This is a genomic window from Bordetella sp. H567, from assembly GCF_001704295.1.
Taxonomy (GTDB): Bacteria; Pseudomonadota; Gammaproteobacteria; order Burkholderiales; family Burkholderiaceae_B; genus Bordetella_C.
The window spans coordinates 3,425,475-3,441,629 of the sequence record NZ_CP012334.1 but is presented as its reverse complement, the minus strand read 5'-3'; the positions used below and the strand labels follow the sequence as shown (position 1 = coordinate 3,441,629).

The 16,155-nt window shown below is 62.8% G+C and carries 15 protein-coding genes; 13 read left to right on the top strand and 2 right to left on the bottom strand.

The genetic code is table 11. The annotated features are described in order from the left end of the window. Nucleotides 1–7 precede the first annotated feature (7 nt). Nucleotides 8–1,306 carry an ATP-dependent Clp protease ATP-binding subunit ClpX gene (clpX, locus tag AKI39_RS15425; RefSeq protein ID WP_066637763.1) on the top strand — a complete coding sequence of 433 codons (1,299 nt, stop codon included), beginning with the start codon at nucleotides 8–10 and terminating at the stop codon, nucleotides 1,304–1,306. Between the two features lie 181 nt (nucleotides 1,307–1,487). Then, the gene (gene lon / locus AKI39_RS15420; RefSeq protein WP_066637761.1) at nucleotides 1,488–3,944 is read left to right on the top strand and encodes an endopeptidase La; all 2,457 of its coding nucleotides are present in this window, start codon (nucleotides 1,488–1,490) and stop codon (nucleotides 3,942–3,944) included. Nucleotides 3,945–4,001: 57 nt separating this feature from the next. Here lon and lexA read toward each other — a convergent pair whose 3' ends face one another. Both lexA and AKI39_RS15410 read right to left on the bottom strand, forming a co-directional pair. Continuing rightward, nucleotides 4,002–4,652 carry a transcriptional repressor LexA gene (lexA, locus tag AKI39_RS15415; RefSeq protein WP_066637760.1) on the bottom strand — a complete coding sequence of 217 codons (651 nt, stop codon included), beginning with the start codon at nucleotides 4,650–4,652 and terminating at the stop codon, nucleotides 4,002–4,004. 199 nt (nucleotides 4,653–4,851) lie between these two features. Then, the gene (locus tag AKI39_RS15410) at nucleotides 4,852–6,057 is read right to left on the bottom strand and encodes an amino acid aminotransferase (RefSeq protein WP_066637758.1); all 1,206 of its coding nucleotides are present in this window, start codon (nucleotides 6,055–6,057) and stop codon (nucleotides 4,852–4,854) included. Between the two features lie 76 nt (nucleotides 6,058–6,133). On the opposite strand from AKI39_RS15410, the gene uvrB reads away from it, so the two are divergent. The 11 genes from uvrB to AKI39_RS15355 all read left to right on the top strand — a co-directional run bounded on the left by uvrB (nucleotide 6,134) and on the right by AKI39_RS15355 (nucleotide 16,073). Then, a complete protein-coding gene (gene uvrB / locus AKI39_RS15405) occupies nucleotides 6,134–8,161 on the top strand; it encodes an excinuclease ABC subunit UvrB (RefSeq protein WP_066637755.1) in 2,028 nt (675 codons plus the stop codon). A gap of 320 nt (nucleotides 8,162–8,481) precedes the next feature. Then, on the top strand, nucleotides 8,482–8,973 hold the full coding sequence (locus tag AKI39_RS15400) for a low molecular weight protein-tyrosine-phosphatase (RefSeq protein ID WP_066351875.1): 492 nt from the start codon (nucleotides 8,482–8,484) through the stop codon (nucleotides 8,971–8,973). 365 nt (nucleotides 8,974–9,338) lie between these two features. Continuing rightward, nucleotides 9,339–9,893 (top strand): Fe-S cluster assembly transcriptional regulator IscR, encoded by a 555-nt coding sequence (gene iscR, locus AKI39_RS15395; protein ID WP_066637753.1) that lies wholly within the window; start codon nucleotides 9,339–9,341, stop codon nucleotides 9,891–9,893. Between the two features lie 21 nt (nucleotides 9,894–9,914). Then, on the top strand, nucleotides 9,915–11,126 hold the full coding sequence (locus AKI39_RS15390; RefSeq protein WP_066637751.1) for an IscS subfamily cysteine desulfurase: 1,212 nt from the start codon (nucleotides 9,915–9,917) through the stop codon (nucleotides 11,124–11,126). 78 nt (nucleotides 11,127–11,204) lie between these two features. Further along, complete coding sequence (gene iscU, locus AKI39_RS15385) at nucleotides 11,205–11,591, top strand: Fe-S cluster assembly scaffold IscU (RefSeq protein ID WP_066637749.1); 387 nt, start codon at nucleotides 11,205–11,207, stop codon at nucleotides 11,589–11,591. A 1-nt stretch (nucleotide 11,592) separates the two neighbouring features. Then, a complete protein-coding gene (iscA, locus tag AKI39_RS15380; RefSeq protein ID WP_066637740.1) occupies nucleotides 11,593–11,916 on the top strand; it encodes an iron-sulfur cluster assembly protein IscA in 324 nt (107 codons plus the stop codon). A gap of 3 nt (nucleotides 11,917–11,919) precedes the next feature. Next, nucleotides 11,920–12,438 (top strand): Fe-S protein assembly co-chaperone HscB, encoded by a 519-nt coding sequence (gene hscB, locus AKI39_RS15375; RefSeq protein ID WP_066637737.1) that lies wholly within the window; start codon nucleotides 11,920–11,922, stop codon nucleotides 12,436–12,438. Between the two features lie 66 nt (nucleotides 12,439–12,504). After that, the gene (gene hscA / locus AKI39_RS15370; protein ID WP_066637734.1) at nucleotides 12,505–14,370 is read left to right on the top strand and encodes a Fe-S protein assembly chaperone HscA; all 1,866 of its coding nucleotides are present in this window, start codon (nucleotides 12,505–12,507) and stop codon (nucleotides 14,368–14,370) included. A 26-nt stretch (nucleotides 14,371–14,396) separates the two neighbouring features. Beyond that, a complete protein-coding gene (gene fdx / locus AKI39_RS15365) occupies nucleotides 14,397–14,738 on the top strand; it encodes an ISC system 2Fe-2S type ferredoxin (protein ID WP_066637732.1) in 342 nt (113 codons plus the stop codon). Further along, the gene (gene iscX / locus AKI39_RS15360) at nucleotides 14,738–14,932 is read left to right on the top strand and encodes a Fe-S cluster assembly protein IscX (RefSeq protein WP_066637730.1); all 195 of its coding nucleotides are present in this window, start codon (nucleotides 14,738–14,740) and stop codon (nucleotides 14,930–14,932) included. The genes fdx and iscX overlap by 1 nt, the downstream gene beginning before the upstream one ends. Nucleotides 14,933–15,176: 244 nt before the next feature. Next, nucleotides 15,177–16,073, top strand: a complete 897-nt coding sequence (locus AKI39_RS15355; RefSeq protein ID WP_066637728.1) for a methylglyoxal synthase — start codon at nucleotides 15,177–15,179, stop codon at nucleotides 16,071–16,073. The last annotated feature ends 82 nt before the right edge of the window (nucleotides 16,074–16,155 follow it).

The window sequence follows — 16,155 nt, the reverse complement described above, 5'->3', positions numbered from 1 at the left end:
GATATATATGCCTGAAAAAAAGGGATCGGCAGACGCGAAGGTGCTGCATTGCTCTTTCTGCAACAAGAGCCAGCATGAAGTCCGCAAATTGATCGCGGGCCCTTCCGTTTTCATCTGCGACGAATGCATCGATCTTTGCAACGATATCATTCGGGAAGAAGCGCAAGCGACCGCACGCGCCGCTATTCGCTCGGAACTGCCCACCCCGACTGAAATCAAAAAATTCCTGGACCAGTACGTCATTGGGCAGGACACGCCCAAGCGCACGCTGGCGGTTGCTGTATACAACCACTACAAGCGCATCCGCCATGGCGAACTCAAGGGCGACGAAGTCGAACTGTCCAAGAGCAATATTCTGCTTGTCGGCCCGACGGGTTCCGGCAAGACGTTGTTGGCCCAGACGCTGGCGCGCATGTTGAACGTGCCGTTTGTCATGGCCGACGCGACCACGCTGACCGAAGCGGGATACGTGGGCGAAGACGTCGAAAATATCATTCAGAAACTACTGCAAAACTGCAACTACGAAGTTGAAAAGGCGCAGCGCGCGATTATCTACATCGACGAAATCGACAAGATTTCGCGCAAGTCGGATAACCCTTCCATTACCCGCGACGTATCCGGTGAGGGCGTCCAGCAGGCCCTGCTGAAGCTGATCGAGGGTACGGTGGCCTCGGTCCCGCCCCAAGGCGGCCGGAAACATCCGAACCAGGACTTCGTCCAGGTGGATACCACGAACATCCTGTTCATCGTGGGGGGTGCCTTCGACGGGCTGGAAAAGGTCATTCGTGATCGGACGGAAAAATCCGGTATCGGCTTCTCCGCGTCGGTGCGCGCGAAATCCGAGCGTGGCGTGGGCGAGTTGTTCAGTGAAGCCGAACCTGAAGATCTCATCAAGTTCGGTCTGATTCCCGAATTGGTCGGCCGTTTGCCGGTGGTCGCGACGCTTGATGAGCTCGATGAAGTCGCCCTGGTCCAGATTCTGACGGAGCCCAAGAACGCCCTGGTGAAGCAGTTCCAGAAGCTGTTCGCCATGGAAGGCGCCGAACTGGACATCCGGCCTGCCGCATTGCGCGCTATTGCCCGTAAGGCACTCAAGCGAAAGACGGGGGCACGTGGATTGCGCTCCATCCTGGAATTCGCGCTACTCGATACGATGTACGAGCTGCCTTCACTGGGCAATGTCAGCCGGGTCGTACTCGACGAGAACGTGATCGAAGGCGACGGCCAGCCTTTACTCATCTATGCGGACGATGCCACGCAGGCATCGAAACCCGACCGGGGCGAGGTCAGGGACGCCGCGGCATAAGACCGTTGAACCCCCCGTCCTGTGCTGGGCGGGTTTTTCAAGGTTTTCGCTGCAGACGGTCGAAAGCTTGATTTTTCGGCTATTGTTCCCATATCAGACGTAACTGACGACAGACGGGAGAACGCCGAAAGGGATTTCCCGCCATACCGCCCATACGTTGAGTCATCCCAAGGAATTCTTTATGTCTGGCACTCAGACCCTGCCTTCAGAACCCATCGACCTTCCGCTGTTGCCCCTGCGCGACGTCGTGGTGTTCCCGCACATGGTCATCCCGCTATTCGTCGGACGTCCCCGCTCCATACGTGCGCTCGAAGTGGCCATGGAAGCCGGCAAGAGCATCATGCTGGTGGCACAGAAGTCCGCGGGCAAGGATGACCCATCCCCTGAGGACGTGTACGAAATCGGCTGCGTGGCAGGCATCCTCCAGATGTTGAAGCTGCCCGATGGCACTGTAAAGGTGCTGGTGGAAGGCGCACAGCGCGCTCGTATCACTCGCGTGGATGATGTCGAATCGCATTTCACCTGCGAAGTCGTGCCTATCCAGCTCGATCCCATCCAGGGTTCCGAGACGGAAGCGCTGCGTCGTGCCATCGTGGCGCAGTTCGAGCAGTACGTGAAGCTCAACAAAAAGATCCCACCGGAGATCCTGACGTCTCTGGCGGGAATCGATGATGCCGGTCGCTTGGCCGACACCATTGCCGCGCATCTGCCGCTGAAGCTCGAACAGAAGCAGAAGATGCTGGAGATCTTCGGCACGGCCGAGCGCCTGGAAGGCCTGCTCACGCAGCTGGAAACCGAAATCGACATTCTGCAGGTCGAAAAGCGGATCCGCGGCCGCGTGAAAAAGCAGATGGAAAAGAGCCAGCGCGATTACTACCTGAATGAACAGGTAAAGGCCATCCAGAAGGAATTGGGTGAAGGCGAGGAAGGCGCCGATATCGAGGAACTCGAAAAGAAAATCGTTGCCGCGCGTATGCCCAAGGAAGCGCGCAAAAAAGCCGATGCGGAGCTGAAGAAGCTCAAGCTGATGTCGCCGATGTCGGCCGAGGCGACGGTGGTGCGCAACTACATCGACACGCTGATCAATCTGCCGTGGCGCAAGAAGAGCAAGGTAAACAATTCGATCGGCAACGCCGAAACCGTGCTGGACGACGATCACTACGGCCTGGAGAAGGTCAAGGAACGCATCCTTGAATATCTGGCCGTGCAGCAGCGCGTGGACAAGGTAAAGGCGCCGATCCTGTGCCTGGTGGGCCCTCCGGGTGTCGGTAAGACGTCGCTGGGTCAGTCCATTGCCAAGGCGACGAACCGCAAGTTCGTCCGCATGGCGCTGGGCGGTGTCCGTGACGAAGCCGAAATTCGCGGCCATCGCCGTACCTATATCGGTTCGATGCCGGGCAAGATCCTGCAGAACATGAGCAAGGTGGGCGTACGCAACCCCCTGTTCCTGCTGGACGAAATCGACAAGCTCGGCATGGATTTCCGCGGCGATCCGTCGTCCGCGCTGCTGGAAGTGTTGGATCCCGAACAGAACCACACGTTCCAGGATCACTACGTCGAGGTGGATTTCGACCTGTCGGACGTGATGTTCGTGGCGACCAGCAATACGCTGAACATTCCGCCCGCATTGCTGGATCGGATGGAAGTCATCCGCCTGTCGGGCTATACCGAGGACGAGAAGGTTCACATCGCCAGCGATCACCTGATTCCCAAGCTATTGAAGAACAATGGCCTGAAGGAAGCGGAGCTTACGATTGACGAATCCGCGCTGCGGGACATCGTGCGGTACTACACGCGCGAGGCCGGTGTGCGCGCGCTTGAGCGCGAGGTCGGCAAGATCTGCCGCAAGGTCGTCAAGCAATTGCTGACGGAACGCGATGCCAAGGCCAAGTCGGATGCCAATGGCGAAGCCAAGCCGATCGCCGTTACCTCGGAGAACCTGAACGACTATCTGGGTGTGCGTCGCTATAACTTTGGCATGGCGGAAAAGGAAAACCAGGTGGGGCAGGTGACCGGCCTGGCCTGGACGGAGGTGGGTGGCGATCTGCTGACCATCGAAGTTGCCGATATGCCGGGCAAGGGCGCAATCCAGCGTACGGGTTCGCTCGGGGACGTAATGAAGGAGTCGGTCGAAGCGGCGCGTACCGTCGTGCGCTCGCGCGCCCGCCGGCTGGGTTTCGCCGACAGCGTCTTCGAAAAGCGGGATATGCACGTGCACGTACCGGAGGGTGCCACGCCCAAGGACGGCCCGTCGGCGGGTATCGCCATCACGACGGCCATGGTCTCGGCGTTGTCCGGCATCCCGGTGCGGGCAGACGTTGCGATGACGGGGGAAATCACCCTGCGCGGCGAGGTGCTGGCCATCGGCGGCCTGAAAGAAAAGCTGCTGGCCGCGCACCGTGGCGGTATCAAGACGGTGTTGATACCCGAGGAAAACGTCAAGGACCTGGCGGAGATCCCGGACAACGTGAAGAACCAGCTGGAGGTCGTTCCGGTTCGCTGGATCGACAAGGTGCTGGAACGTGCCTTGGAGCGTATGCCCGAGCCTATTTCGGAAGAAGAGGCGAAGGACAAGCCCTTGGTGACGCCGGCCGCCACGTCCGCGTCGGACTCCGTGGACCCGGTCATCAAGCACTGATCCGCGCCGACCGTTCGTGATCGTAAGGGCCTGCAGCGCAAGCTGACAGGCCCTTTTCTAGTGCAGGGCCTGTGTGCGGATAAGGCCGACCGCGATGCCCTCCAGGGCGAATTCCTGGCCGGGCTGTACTACGATGGGTTGGAAGTCCGGATTTTCCGGCAGCAGTTCGATACGGCCGCCGTGGCGGTGCAGTCGCTTGACGGTAACGTCTTCGTCGATGCGGGCGACCACGATCTGCCCCTCCCGCGCTTCGCTGGCCTTCTTGACGGCGAGCAGGTCCCCGTCGAGGATTCCCACGTCGCGCATGCTCATCCCACGGACCTTGAGCAGGTAGTCCGGACGCTGGGCGAAAAGGGCCGGGTCCACGCCTACGTCCCTTTCCACATGCTCCGCGGCCAGGATGGGGCTGCCCGCGGCAACTCGTCCCACCAGCGGCAGCATCAATTGGGCGAGGGCGGGGATCGGCAGCATGGCTTGCCCGCTTTCACCACGCGCTTCTTTCAGGCGGATGCCGCGGGAGGCGCCCGCGGTGAGTTCGATCGCCCCTTTGCGGGCCAGGGCCTTCAGGTGGTCTTCCGCGGCGTTGGGCGAGCGGAACCCCAGTGCCTGGGCGATTTCCGCGCGGGTCGGAGGAAAGCCGGTACTGGAGACTGCCTGGCGTATGAGGTCTAGGATCTGCTGTTGGCGTTCGGTAAGTTTGCTGGCCATTGCGGGTTCCTGGTTCCCTGTATGGATATACAGCTCCGCATTTTGGGGGACGCAGCTTCAAAACGCAAGGGGTCTGGGGCGATGGCAACGCAAGACGCCAAAAAGAATGGGGCCAGCGGCCCCATTCTTCGTTCCGGTCCACGCGTGCTGCCCGGCTCTGATCCGGTATGCCGGCGCGGTACCTGGATATGCGTATCGCCTAGTTTTTCAGCACGGCGGCGATACCCTTGGCGGCGGCGTCGATATTCTGGCTGTTCAGCGCGGCCACACAGATGCGCCCACTGGAAACCGCATAGATCCCATGCTCGTCGCGCAGCCGATCGACCTGGGCGGACGTCAAGCCGGAATACGAGAACATGCCGCGTTGCTGAAGGACGAAGCTGAAATCCTGCTGCGCGCCGTGTTCCTTGATCTTTTCGACCAATTGCCGCCGCATCAAGCGAATGCGATCGCGCATGCCGCCCAGCTCTTGCTCCCAGAGCGCGAACAGTTCAGGCGTGTTCAACACCGTGGAAACGATGGTGCCGCCGTGGGTGGGCGGGTTGGAATAGTTGGTGCGGATGACGCGCTTGAGTTGGCTGAGCACGCGCGCGGCTTCATCCTTGCTGCCCGCGATGACGGTCAGCGCGCCGACGCGTTCGCCGTACAGCGAAAACGATTTGGAAAACGACGAGCTGACGAACACCGTCATGTCCATGCCCGCGAACAGGCGCACCACCGCGGCGTCTTCGTGCAGGCCCGCCCCGAAACCCTGGTAAGCGATGTCCAGGAAGGGCACAAGGTCGCGGTCCTTGACCACAGTGGCGATCTGCTGCCATTGCTCCGGCGTGGGATCCACGCCAGTGGGGTTGTGGCAGCATGCATGCAGCACGACCACGCTGTGCGCTGGCATGGACTTCAGCCCGGCCAGCATGCCTTCGAAGTTCAAGCCGTGGGTGATCGGATCGTAGTAGGGATATGTCTCGACCTCGAACCCGGCCCGTTCGAACAGCGCTCGGTGGTTTTCCCAACTGGGGTCGCTAATGTAGGCCTTGGATTGGGGCAGCAGTTGATGCAGGAAATCAGCACCGATCTTCAGTGCGCCCGTGCCGCCCAGCGCCTGCGCGGTCAGCACACGGCCGGCGGCCGAGAGGGGAGAATCCGCGCCCAGCAGCAGCGCCTGCGCGCCCTTGTTGTAGGTGGCGATGCCTTCGATGGGCAGGTAGCCGCGCGCGGCAGCCGCTTCGATGCGGGCGATTTCTGCCTTGCGCACGGCCGACAGCAGCGGAATGCGGCCGTTGTCGTCGTAGTACACCCCCACGCCCAGATTGACCTTCCCCGGCCGGTTGTCGGCGTTGTACTGTTCATTCAGCCCGAGGATGGGGTCGCGCGGGGCCAACTCGACGTTTTGGAAAAGAGTGCTCATCGGAGTACAAGAAGGGTAGGTGGACGCAGCCGGATATGCGGCGGATAATGGGGGGTTTACCCTGAGACAGTCTAGCATGACCGAACCTGGATTCGTCGAATTTCCGGACAGCCCTTTTCAGCTCTACCAGCCTTATCCGCCCGCGGGAGACCAGCCGGCCGCGATCGGCGCGCTGGCCGATGGCGTGCGGGACGGTTTGATGTACCAGACCCTGCTGGGCGTGACCGGCTCGGGGAAGACGTACACGATGGCCAACGTGATCGCCAGGCTGGGGCGTCCCGCGCTGGTGCTTGCGCCTAATAAAACCTTGGCTGCGCAGCTTTACGCGGAAATGCGCGAGTTCTTCCCCAAGAACGCCATCGAGTATTTCGTCTCGTACTACGACTATTACCAGCCCGAAGCGTATGTGCCGACGCGCGACCTGTTCATCGAGAAGGACTCGTCCATCAACGAGCACATCGAGCAGATGCGTCTGTCGGCCACGAAAAGCCTGCTTGAACGGCGCGATACGGTGATCGTGGGCACGGTCTCGTGCATCTACGGTATCGGTAATCCCGGCGATTATCACGCCATGGTGCTCATCCTGCGTGCGGGGGATCGCATCTCGCGCCGGGAAATCCTGGCGCGCCTGGTCGCGATGCAGTACACGCGCAATGACGCGGATTTCACCCGCGGCGTCTTCCGCGTGCGGGGCGAGACCATCGACATTTTCCCCGCCGAAAGTGCCGAACTTGCGTTGCGCCTGACCCTGTTCGACGACGAAGTCGAAACGCTGGAACTCTTCGATCCCTTGACCGGAAAGGTGCGGCAGAAAGTGCCGCGTTTCACCGTCTATCCCGGTTCCCATTACGTCACGCCACGCGATACGGTCCTGCGCGCCATCGACACGATCAAGGAAGAGCTGCGCGAACGGGTGCAATTCTTCACGTCCCAAAGCAAGCTGGTCGAAGCGCAGCGCCTGGAACAGCGTACCCGGTTCGACCTGGAAATGCTGCAGGAGCTGGGTTTTTGCAAAGGAATCGAAAACTATTCCCGCCATTTGTCCGGGGCGGCGCCGGGCGAACCGCCACCCACGCTGATCGACTACCTGCCCGCCGACGCGCTGATGTTCATTGATGAAAGCCATGTCACCATCGGCCAGCTGAGCGGCATGTATCGCGGCGACCGTTCGCGCAAGGACACCCTGGTCCAGTACGGCTTCCGCTTGCCGTCCGCGCTGGATAACCGGCCCCTGCAGCTGCAGGAATTCGAAGCCCGCATGCGTCAATGCGTGTTCGTGTCGGCCACGCCGTCGACTTACGAGAAAGAGCATTCCGATAATATCGTCGAGCAGGTGGTGCGTCCCACGGGCCTGGTCGATCCCATCGTGGAAGTGCGCCCGGCGCGCACGCAGGTCGACGACCTGCTGGGCGAAATCAAGCTGCGCGTGGCGCAATCCGACCGCGTGCTGGTCACCACGCTGACCAAGCGCATGGCCGAGGACCTGACCGATTTCCTGGCCGAACATGGCGTGCGCGTACGGTACCTGCATTCGGACATCGACACGGTGGAGCGGGTGGAGATCATCCGCGACCTGCGACTGGGTACCTTCGACGTGCTGGTCGGGATCAACCTGTTGCGTGAAGGGCTGGATATCCCCGAGGTTTCACTGGTCGCCATCCTGGACGCGGACAAGGAAGGTTTCCTGAGGTCCGAACGCAGCCTGATCCAGACCATCGGGCGGGCGGCGCGCAACCTGAACGGCAGGGCCATCCTGTACGCGGACCGCGTGACCGATTCGATGCATCGCGCCATCGGTGAAACGGAGCGGCGTCGGAAAAAACAGGAAGAGTTCAATGTAACCCACGGCATTACCGCCAAGGGCGTGCAAAAGGCCGTCAGGGAACTGATCGACGGAGTGGTGGCGCCGGTTCATCATCCGACCATCGAGGACGCCTTGCCCGCCGAGCTGCTGACCGACGAGAAAGCGTTGGCCCGGGAAATCCGCCGCCTGGAAAAACTCATGATGGATCATGCCCGCAACCTGGAATTCGAACAGGCCGCGGCCGCGCGGGATGCCCTGAATGCCCTGAAGGAGCGGGTGCTTCTGGACGGCGCCCGCTGAGCATGCGCTTGGGACGTGTGGTGTTCCCTTTTTTCGAGCCTGCAGCGCCGCGGTGGCATGGGCAGCCGCCGCGCCGGGCTTGTTGCGGGGATGTCATCGCGCTGACATCAGGCGGACATGATGTCGTGTTGTTGCGCCGCGTCCCAGAGCATTGAATCCGGTTCGAAAACGGACTTAGAAAGCATCAATCGCTTTATTAGGTTCGGCCTATAGGTGGCTGATTCATCACGGTTTTTCCGCTGGCAAAGTTCGTCGCGGATACCGGTTTTGGACAGAAAAAAAGCTTGCCTAGTTGCGGGTTTTCCCGCAGACTATCAAGCATGATGACCAAGGTACTTTTCGTTTGCATGGGCAACATCTGCCGCTCGCCGAGCGCAGAAGGCGTGTTCCGCCGGCTGGTCAATGACGCCGGGCTGGGCGATGTCGTGCGGATAGATTCCGCCGGTACGCATGCTTTCCACATTGGCGAAGCCCCGGATGCCCGGGCCCAGGCCGCAGCCCGCAAGCGCGGCTATGAAATCACGCATTGCGAGGCGCGTCAGGTCACGCCCGACGATTTTCGTGAGTTCGATCTCATTCTGGCGATGGACTGGGAAAACCTCTCCGCGCTCCAGCAGCAATGCCCGAAGGCATACCAGCACAAGCTGATGTTGCTGATGCGGTTCGCCAACGAGTTCGAAGAGGCAACTGTTCCGGATCCGTACTACGGCGGGCCGGAGGGATTCGGCAAGGTGCTGGACTATCTGGAAGACGCCTGTCAGGGCGTGCTGGAATTGGTCCGCAAGCGCGCCACGCAATACCAGGCGGCTTGATCGTTCCGGCGATGTCCGGCGTAGTCTCACTGCAGAGCTAATGCCCGCCCGTCTGGCGGGCATTTGCACGTATTGGCGTCTTGCGGCATCCGTGGCCGGCCTTTCAGCCTGGGTGGACAGCGGTCCGTATGCGGCAGTCTTCATCTGCCTGGGGGCGTTGAGCCGCGCCCCTCGCGTCGCCGGCGCTGGCGCCTTGGCGCGGTCATACGGTGCCTGGCGCCCGGCCTTGGCCGGCGCCTTCCTCGCCCCTATCGGGCGCAGGGTTTCATAGCAAATTAGTCGGGAATAGGCTATACTTGAGCCAATTACTCAGGTATTGGATCCCGGCTGCGCCGGGCCTACTGGCTAAACAGGAAACCCTCGTTATGCGGCTGACTACCAAAGGACGTTTCGCCGTGACCGCCATGATCGACCTCGCCATGCGCCAGCACAGCGGGCCGGTTACGCTGGCGGCCATCAGCCAGCGCCAAAACATCTCTCTTTCTTATCTGGAACAGCTGTTCGGCAAGCTGCGTCGCCACGAATTGGTCGACAGCGTGCGTGGTCCGGGCGGTGGCTACTCGCTCGCGCGCCTGGCTCGCAACGTCACGGTGGCCGACATCATCTTCGCCGTGGACGAACCGCTGGATGCGACCAGCTGCGGCGGCAAGCAAGACTGTACGAGCGGCAAGGATGGCAAGTCCGGCAAGTGCATGACGCATGAGCTGTGGGCCACGCTCAATCGCAAGATGGTGGATTACCTGGATTCCGTTTCCCTGCAGGACCTGGTCGACCAGCAGCGCGTGCGCCAGCTCCAGGAAGCGAACAGCCAGGCCCAGAACGGCACGGTCCGCGTCAATCGGTTGACGAATGGCGCCAGCGTTGCCAGCCCGTGTACCAGTGCCAGCGCGGCGCAACCGGGCGCGTCCGCCACCGTATAAGAAAATCAGGAGCTGTACGACATGACCAACCGTCCCATCTACCTCGACTATTCCGCCACGACTCCGGTCGATCCGCGCGTGGTGGAAAAAATGGTGCCGTGGCTGTATGAAAACTTCGGCAACCCCGCCTCGCGCAGCCACTCCATCGGCTGGGAAGCGGAGGATGCGGTCGAACGCGCCCGTGAAGAGGTCGCCAAGCTGGTGAACGCCGATCCGCGTGAAATCATCTGGACGTCGGGCGCCACGGAATCGGACAACCTGGCGATCAAGGGTGCGGCGAATTTCTACAAGGAACGCGGCAAGCACATCATTACGGTCAAGACCGAGCACAAGGCGGTGCTGGACACCACGCGTGAGCTGGAGCGCCAGGGTTTCGAAGTCACGTATCTGGACGTGATGGAAAACGGCCTGATCGATCTGGATGTGTTCAAGGCGGCACTGCGCCCCGATACCGTCCTGGTGTCGGTGATGATGGTGAACAACGAGATCGGTGTCATCCAGGACGTCGAAACGCTGGGCGAAATCTGTCGCGAGCGCGGCATCATTTTTCATGTCGACGCCGCGCAAGCGACCGGCAAGGTGGAAATCGACCTGCAGAAGCTCAAGATCGACTTGATGTCGTTTTCCGCGCACAAAACCTATGGCCCGAAGGGCATAGGCGCCTTGTATGTGCGGCGCAAGCCCCGTGTGCGCATCGAAGCCCAGATGCATGGCGGTGGCCACGAGCGGGGCTTTCGGTCCGGCACGCTGCCCACGCACCAGATCGTCGGCATGGGCGAAGCCTTCCGCCTGGCGCGCGAGGAAATGGGCACGGAGAACGAGCGTATCCGTATGCTGCGGGACCGCCTCTGGGCGGGCTTGTCGGGAATCGAAGAGGTCTACCTGAATGGCGATATGGATCGCCGCGTGCCGCACAACCTGAACGTCAGCTTCAACTACGTGGAAGGCGAGTCGCTGATCATGGCCGTCAAGGAACTGGCGGTGTCCAGCGGGTCGGCCTGTACCTCCGCCAGCCTGGAGCCGTCCTATGTGCTGCGCGCCCTGGGCCGCAACGATGAACTGGCGCACAGTTCCATCCGCTTCACGATTGGACGCTTTACCACGGAACAGGAAATCGACTTTACCGTCGATCTGCTGAAGAAGCGGGTCGGCAAGCTGCGCGACATGTCGCCGCTTTGGGAAATGGCCAAGGAAGGCGTGGATTTGAACAGCGTGCAGTGGGCGGCGCACTGACCGGTAACCCGCAGGGGCGCCCGCCGTACCGCGCGAGCGAATTCAAATTGCCTTCGCCTGGCGAAGGGGAGAAATATCATGGCATATAGCGAAAAAGTTCTGGATCACTACGAAAACCCCCGCAACGTGGGGTCCTTCGAAAAGGGCGACGATTCCGTCGGAACCGGCATGGTCGGCGCGCCGGCCTGTGGCGACGTGATGAAGCTGCAGATCAGGGTCAATGCCAGCGGCGTCATCGAAGACGCGCGGTTCAAGACCTATGGCTGCGGCTCGGCCATTGCTTCCAGCTCGCTGGTGACCGAATGGGTCAAGGGCAAGACGCTGGACGAGGCGATGAACATCCGCAATACGCAGATCGCCGAAGAGCTGGCCCTGCCGCCGGTGAAGATCCACTGTTCCATCCTTGCGGAAGACGCCATCAAGGCGGCCGTCAAGGATTACAAAGACAAGCATTCCCGGAGTTGATATGGGCGTCACGCTGACTCCTCAAGCGGCAAACCACATCAGCCGGTATTTGCAGCGCCGCGGCAAAGGCGTGGGCTTGCGTCTGGGCGTCAGGACCACCGGCTGTTCCGGGATGGCCTATAAGCTGGAATACGTGGACGAGCCCGATGCCGCCGACCAGGTCTTCGAAAGCCATGGCGTGAAGGTGTTCGTGGATCCGAAAAGCCTGGCGTATATCGACGGGACGGAACTGGACTATGCGCGCGAAGGGCTGAACGAAGGGTTCAAGTTCTACAATCCCAACGAAAAGGCGACCTGCGGCTGCGGCGAGTCCTTCACGGTGTAAACCTTGGCAGCCGTCGACGATCATTTTTCACTGTTCGGTCTGCCGGCGCGGTTCGAGATCGACGCCACGCAGCTGGAGCACGCGTGGCGGGCCGTCGCCGCCCAGGTGCATCCCGACCGCTACGCCACGGCCTCGCCCGCCGAACGCCGGGTGGCCATGCAGTGGTCCGCGCGCGCGAACGAGGCATATCGGCAGCTGCGCGATCCCTTGCTGCGCGCACGTTATCTGTGCGAGCAGGCGGGCGTCGATCTGCAGACGGAAAGCAATACGTCCATGGATACCGATTTCCTGATGCAGCAGATGGCCTGGCGGGAAATGCTGGACGACGTGCGCGAGCAGGGCGGCACGGGCCCGGAGGCCGAGACGCTGCGAGCCGAGCTGCAGGAAGCGGAAGCCGATTTCCAGCGCCAGGTGTCCGGTCTGCTGGATCAGCGGCGCGACGCGGCAGGTGCCGCCACGAAGATCCGCGAATGGATGTTCGTGCGAAAGATAAGCCAGGAACTCGCGCAGGCCATCGATTAGGCCGCTTCATCGCCGGATGGGCCGGCAGCGGGTCTGCCGTCATTCACACACTTATAAATCCCAACCATGGCTTTACTGCAGATTTCCGAACCGGGTGAATCCCCCGCGCCGCACGAGCGCAAGCTCGCGGTCGGAATAGACCTGGGCACGACCAACTCGCTGGTCGCCACGGTGCGCAGCAGCGTGCCCGAAGTGCTGCGGGACGAGGCTGGCCGCGCGCTGCTGCCATCGGCGGTGCGGTATCTGCCGGACGGCGAGCCGGTCGTGGGGCACGAGGCCCTGGCTGCCCAGGCAGAGGATCCCGGCAACACCATCGTGTCGGTGAAACGGTTCATGGGGCGCACGGCCGACGAAGTACGTGCGTCGGGCGCGGGCTACGACCTGGTCGACGCCCCCGGCATGGTGCGTCTGCACACCGCGCAGGGCGATCTCAGCCCCGTGGAAGTATCCGCCCACATCCTGGCGCGGCTGCGCAGCCGTGCGGAAGCGGCGCTGGGCGACGAACTGGTGGGCGCCGTGATCACGGTGCCCGCGTACTTCGACGATGCCCAGCGGCAGGCCACGCGCGACGCCGCGCGGCTGGCCGGCCTGAACGTGTTGCGCCTGCTGAACGAACCGACCGCGGCGGCCATTGCCTATGGGTTGGAGAACGCCTCGGAAGGCGTGTACGCCGTCTATGACCTGGGCGGGGGCACGTTCGATGTGTCCATACTGCGGCTGACCAAGGGCGTGTTCGAAGTCGTCTCCACCGGTGGGGATACCGCCCTGGGCGGTGACGATTTCGATGCCTTGATCTCGCAACGGGTCATGGCCGAGGTGGCCCGGTCGGACGGTTGGTCGCGCCATGACAAGCGCGCCCTGATGGTGGCGTCGCGCGCGGCCCGTGAGCGCTTGTCCGATGTCGCGGAAACCACCGTGAGCTTCCAGTTGCAGGACGGGACGGCGGTGGACGTGCCGCTGACCCGCCTGGCGTTTGAAACCCTGGCCGCACCGTTGATCGAACGCACGCTGGACTGTGCGCGGCGCGCCTTGCGCGACGCGAAGCTGGCGGCCTCGGACGTACGCGGGGTGGTGATGGTGGGCGGCGCCACGCGCATGCCTGTCGTGCAGCGCGCCGTCGGCGAACTGTTCGGCCAGACCCCGCTGACCGATCTGGATCCGGACCAGGTGGTGGCCCTGGGCGCCGCCCTGCAGGCCAATCTGCTGGCCGGCAACCGCGCGCCCGGCGAAGACTGGCTGCTGCTGGACGTCATCCCGCTGTCGCTGGGCCTGGAAACCATGGGCGGGCTGGTGGAACGCATCATCCCGCGCAACAGCACGATTCCGGTCGCGCGGGCGCAGGAATTCACGACGTTCAAGGACGGCCAGGGTGCGATGAGCATCCATGTGGTACAGGGCGAACGGGAGCTGGTCTCCGCCTGCCGCTCGCTGGCCCGCTTCGAACTGCGCGGAATCCCGCCGATGGTGGCGGGGGCGGCGCGCATCCGTGTGACCTTCCAGGTCGACGCCGACGGGTTGTTGGGCGTGACCGCGCGCGAGCAGAGCACCGGGGTGGAGGCTTCCGTGACGGTGAAGCCTTCCTATGGCCTTTCCGATGACGAGATCACCCGCATGCTGGCCGACAGCATCGACCAGGCGGACGCCGATGCGCGGGCGCGCATGCTGCGCGAACAGCAGGTGGAAGCGCGTCAATTGGCCGAATCGGTGCGCGCGGCGCTGGCCGTGGACGGCGACCTGCTGGACGCCGAGGAGCGAGCCCGCGTGGACGCGGCATTGGTGCGGGCCGAGGCTGCCCAGGACAACGAAGACGTCGACGCCGTACGCGCCGCGGTGCAGGCACTGTCGGCATCGACGGAGGACTTTGCGGCTCGCCGCATGGACCGCAGCATTCGCCGGGCCTTGTCGGGCCGCAAGCTGGACGAGTTGACCTGAGCGGTCGTTTATTTTCCTTTCCCATCATGCCGAAACTGACCGTATTGCCCCATCCCGATGTCTGTCCAGAGGGCAAAGTCATCGACGACGCCCCCGCCGGCGTGTCGATCTGCCGCGTGCTTCTGGATCACGACGTGGAAATCGAGCACGCCTGCGAGCTGTCGTGCGCGTGTACGACCTGCCACGTCATCGTGCGCCAGGGCTACCAGTCGCTGGACGAGGCCACCGATATGGAAGAGGACCTGCTGGACAAGGCCTGGGGCCTGACGTCGACCTCTCGCTTGTCTTGCCAGGCCATGCTGGCCGACCAGGACATTACCGTGGAAATCCCGCGCTACAGTATCAACCACGCCAAGGAGAGCCACTGATGAAGTGGACCGATATTAACGATATCGCGGCGGCGCTTGCCGATGGGCACCCGGGCATCGATCCCGCCCTGGTCCGTTTCACGGCGCTGCGCGACCTGGTGCTGGCCCTGCCGGATTTCGACGACGATCCCAAGCATTGCGGCGAAAAAATCCTGGAAGCCATCCAGCAGGCCTGGATCGACGAGGCGGCCTGAGCCGGGCCGTGCCTGACCCGGCGTTTTCCTTGCGCCTGGCACGGGCTTCCAAGGCCCCACACGGGCGTTCGGGCACCGACACGGCGGCTCTGGCTCGCTGAATACGGGCCCGGGGCGCTGCAAGAGCGCTCGCCTGCCCGGGACGGACGTGCTCAGCACTGACGCAGTGCTTTTTCCGGCTGACACGGTTCCAGTGGGGCGGTAGCGGTATTATCCCTAGCTGCCCCGACTTCGGTGTCCCGCCATGTCCATCCCCATCCTGCGATTCGGCCTCGCCGCCAACAGGCTGCATCACGAGACACCCGATGCCGTGCTGTTCGACTGGCTGCGTGCCTGCTCGGCCGGCATCCGCGAAATGGGGATACATCTCTACACCGTCGGCCGCACGCATGACGCCATTTCGCGCGAAGGCATGCTGCAGGGCTACGCGGGGCTGATCCGCTATCCGTACGGCCGCGACGGCGGCCTGATGAAGCTGGTCGCGCGGGTGACGGAAGGGGGCGACGGCACGGTGCCGTTCGACGGGGCGATCTATTTCATCGATCCGGTCGATCCCTCTTCGATCTTTCCGGAGGCGCAGGCGCTGAAGCGCCAATGCGTCACGCACGGCAAGCCCTTTATTTCCACACTGGCCGGCGCACGCGAATGGATAGAGGTGGAACGCCTGCATGCAGGATTGAGCCCGGAACCGGCGGCCGCCGAGCTCTTCGATTTTTCAGCGCAGACGCTGGCACTGGTGGCCCATGATGCCCTGAAGGACGAGATGGTGGCCTTTGCCGACGCTCATTTCGATGTGCTGTCGCGCTTTCGGCGCCGGGTGGCCACGGGCACGACCGGCGGCCGTCTGAACGAGCTTGCGTGGTCGCGCGGCTGGCCCAAGGACCAGTCCTGGACGCACCGCTACCTGAGCGGCCCCCTGGGCGGTGACGCCCAGATCGCCGAACTCGTGCTCGAACGGCAATGCCAGCGGGTGATTTTCTTCGAGGATCCGCACGTCGCACGGCAGCACGAAGCGGATATCCAGCTGCTGGAGCGTGCCGTGCGAGTGGTGACGCGGGTGGCCGCGTGCGCCACCTCGCCCGCGGTGGCGCGGCGCTGGGCGCAGGCCGTGATCCTGCGGGACGCGGCACCCGGAAACTAGCCCAAGGCCGCCGACCATGAGCCGCCGCCCGTGTCGGAGAGGGCGGACGGTAAGCGGGGCATCCGTTGCGGGATGCCCGCGG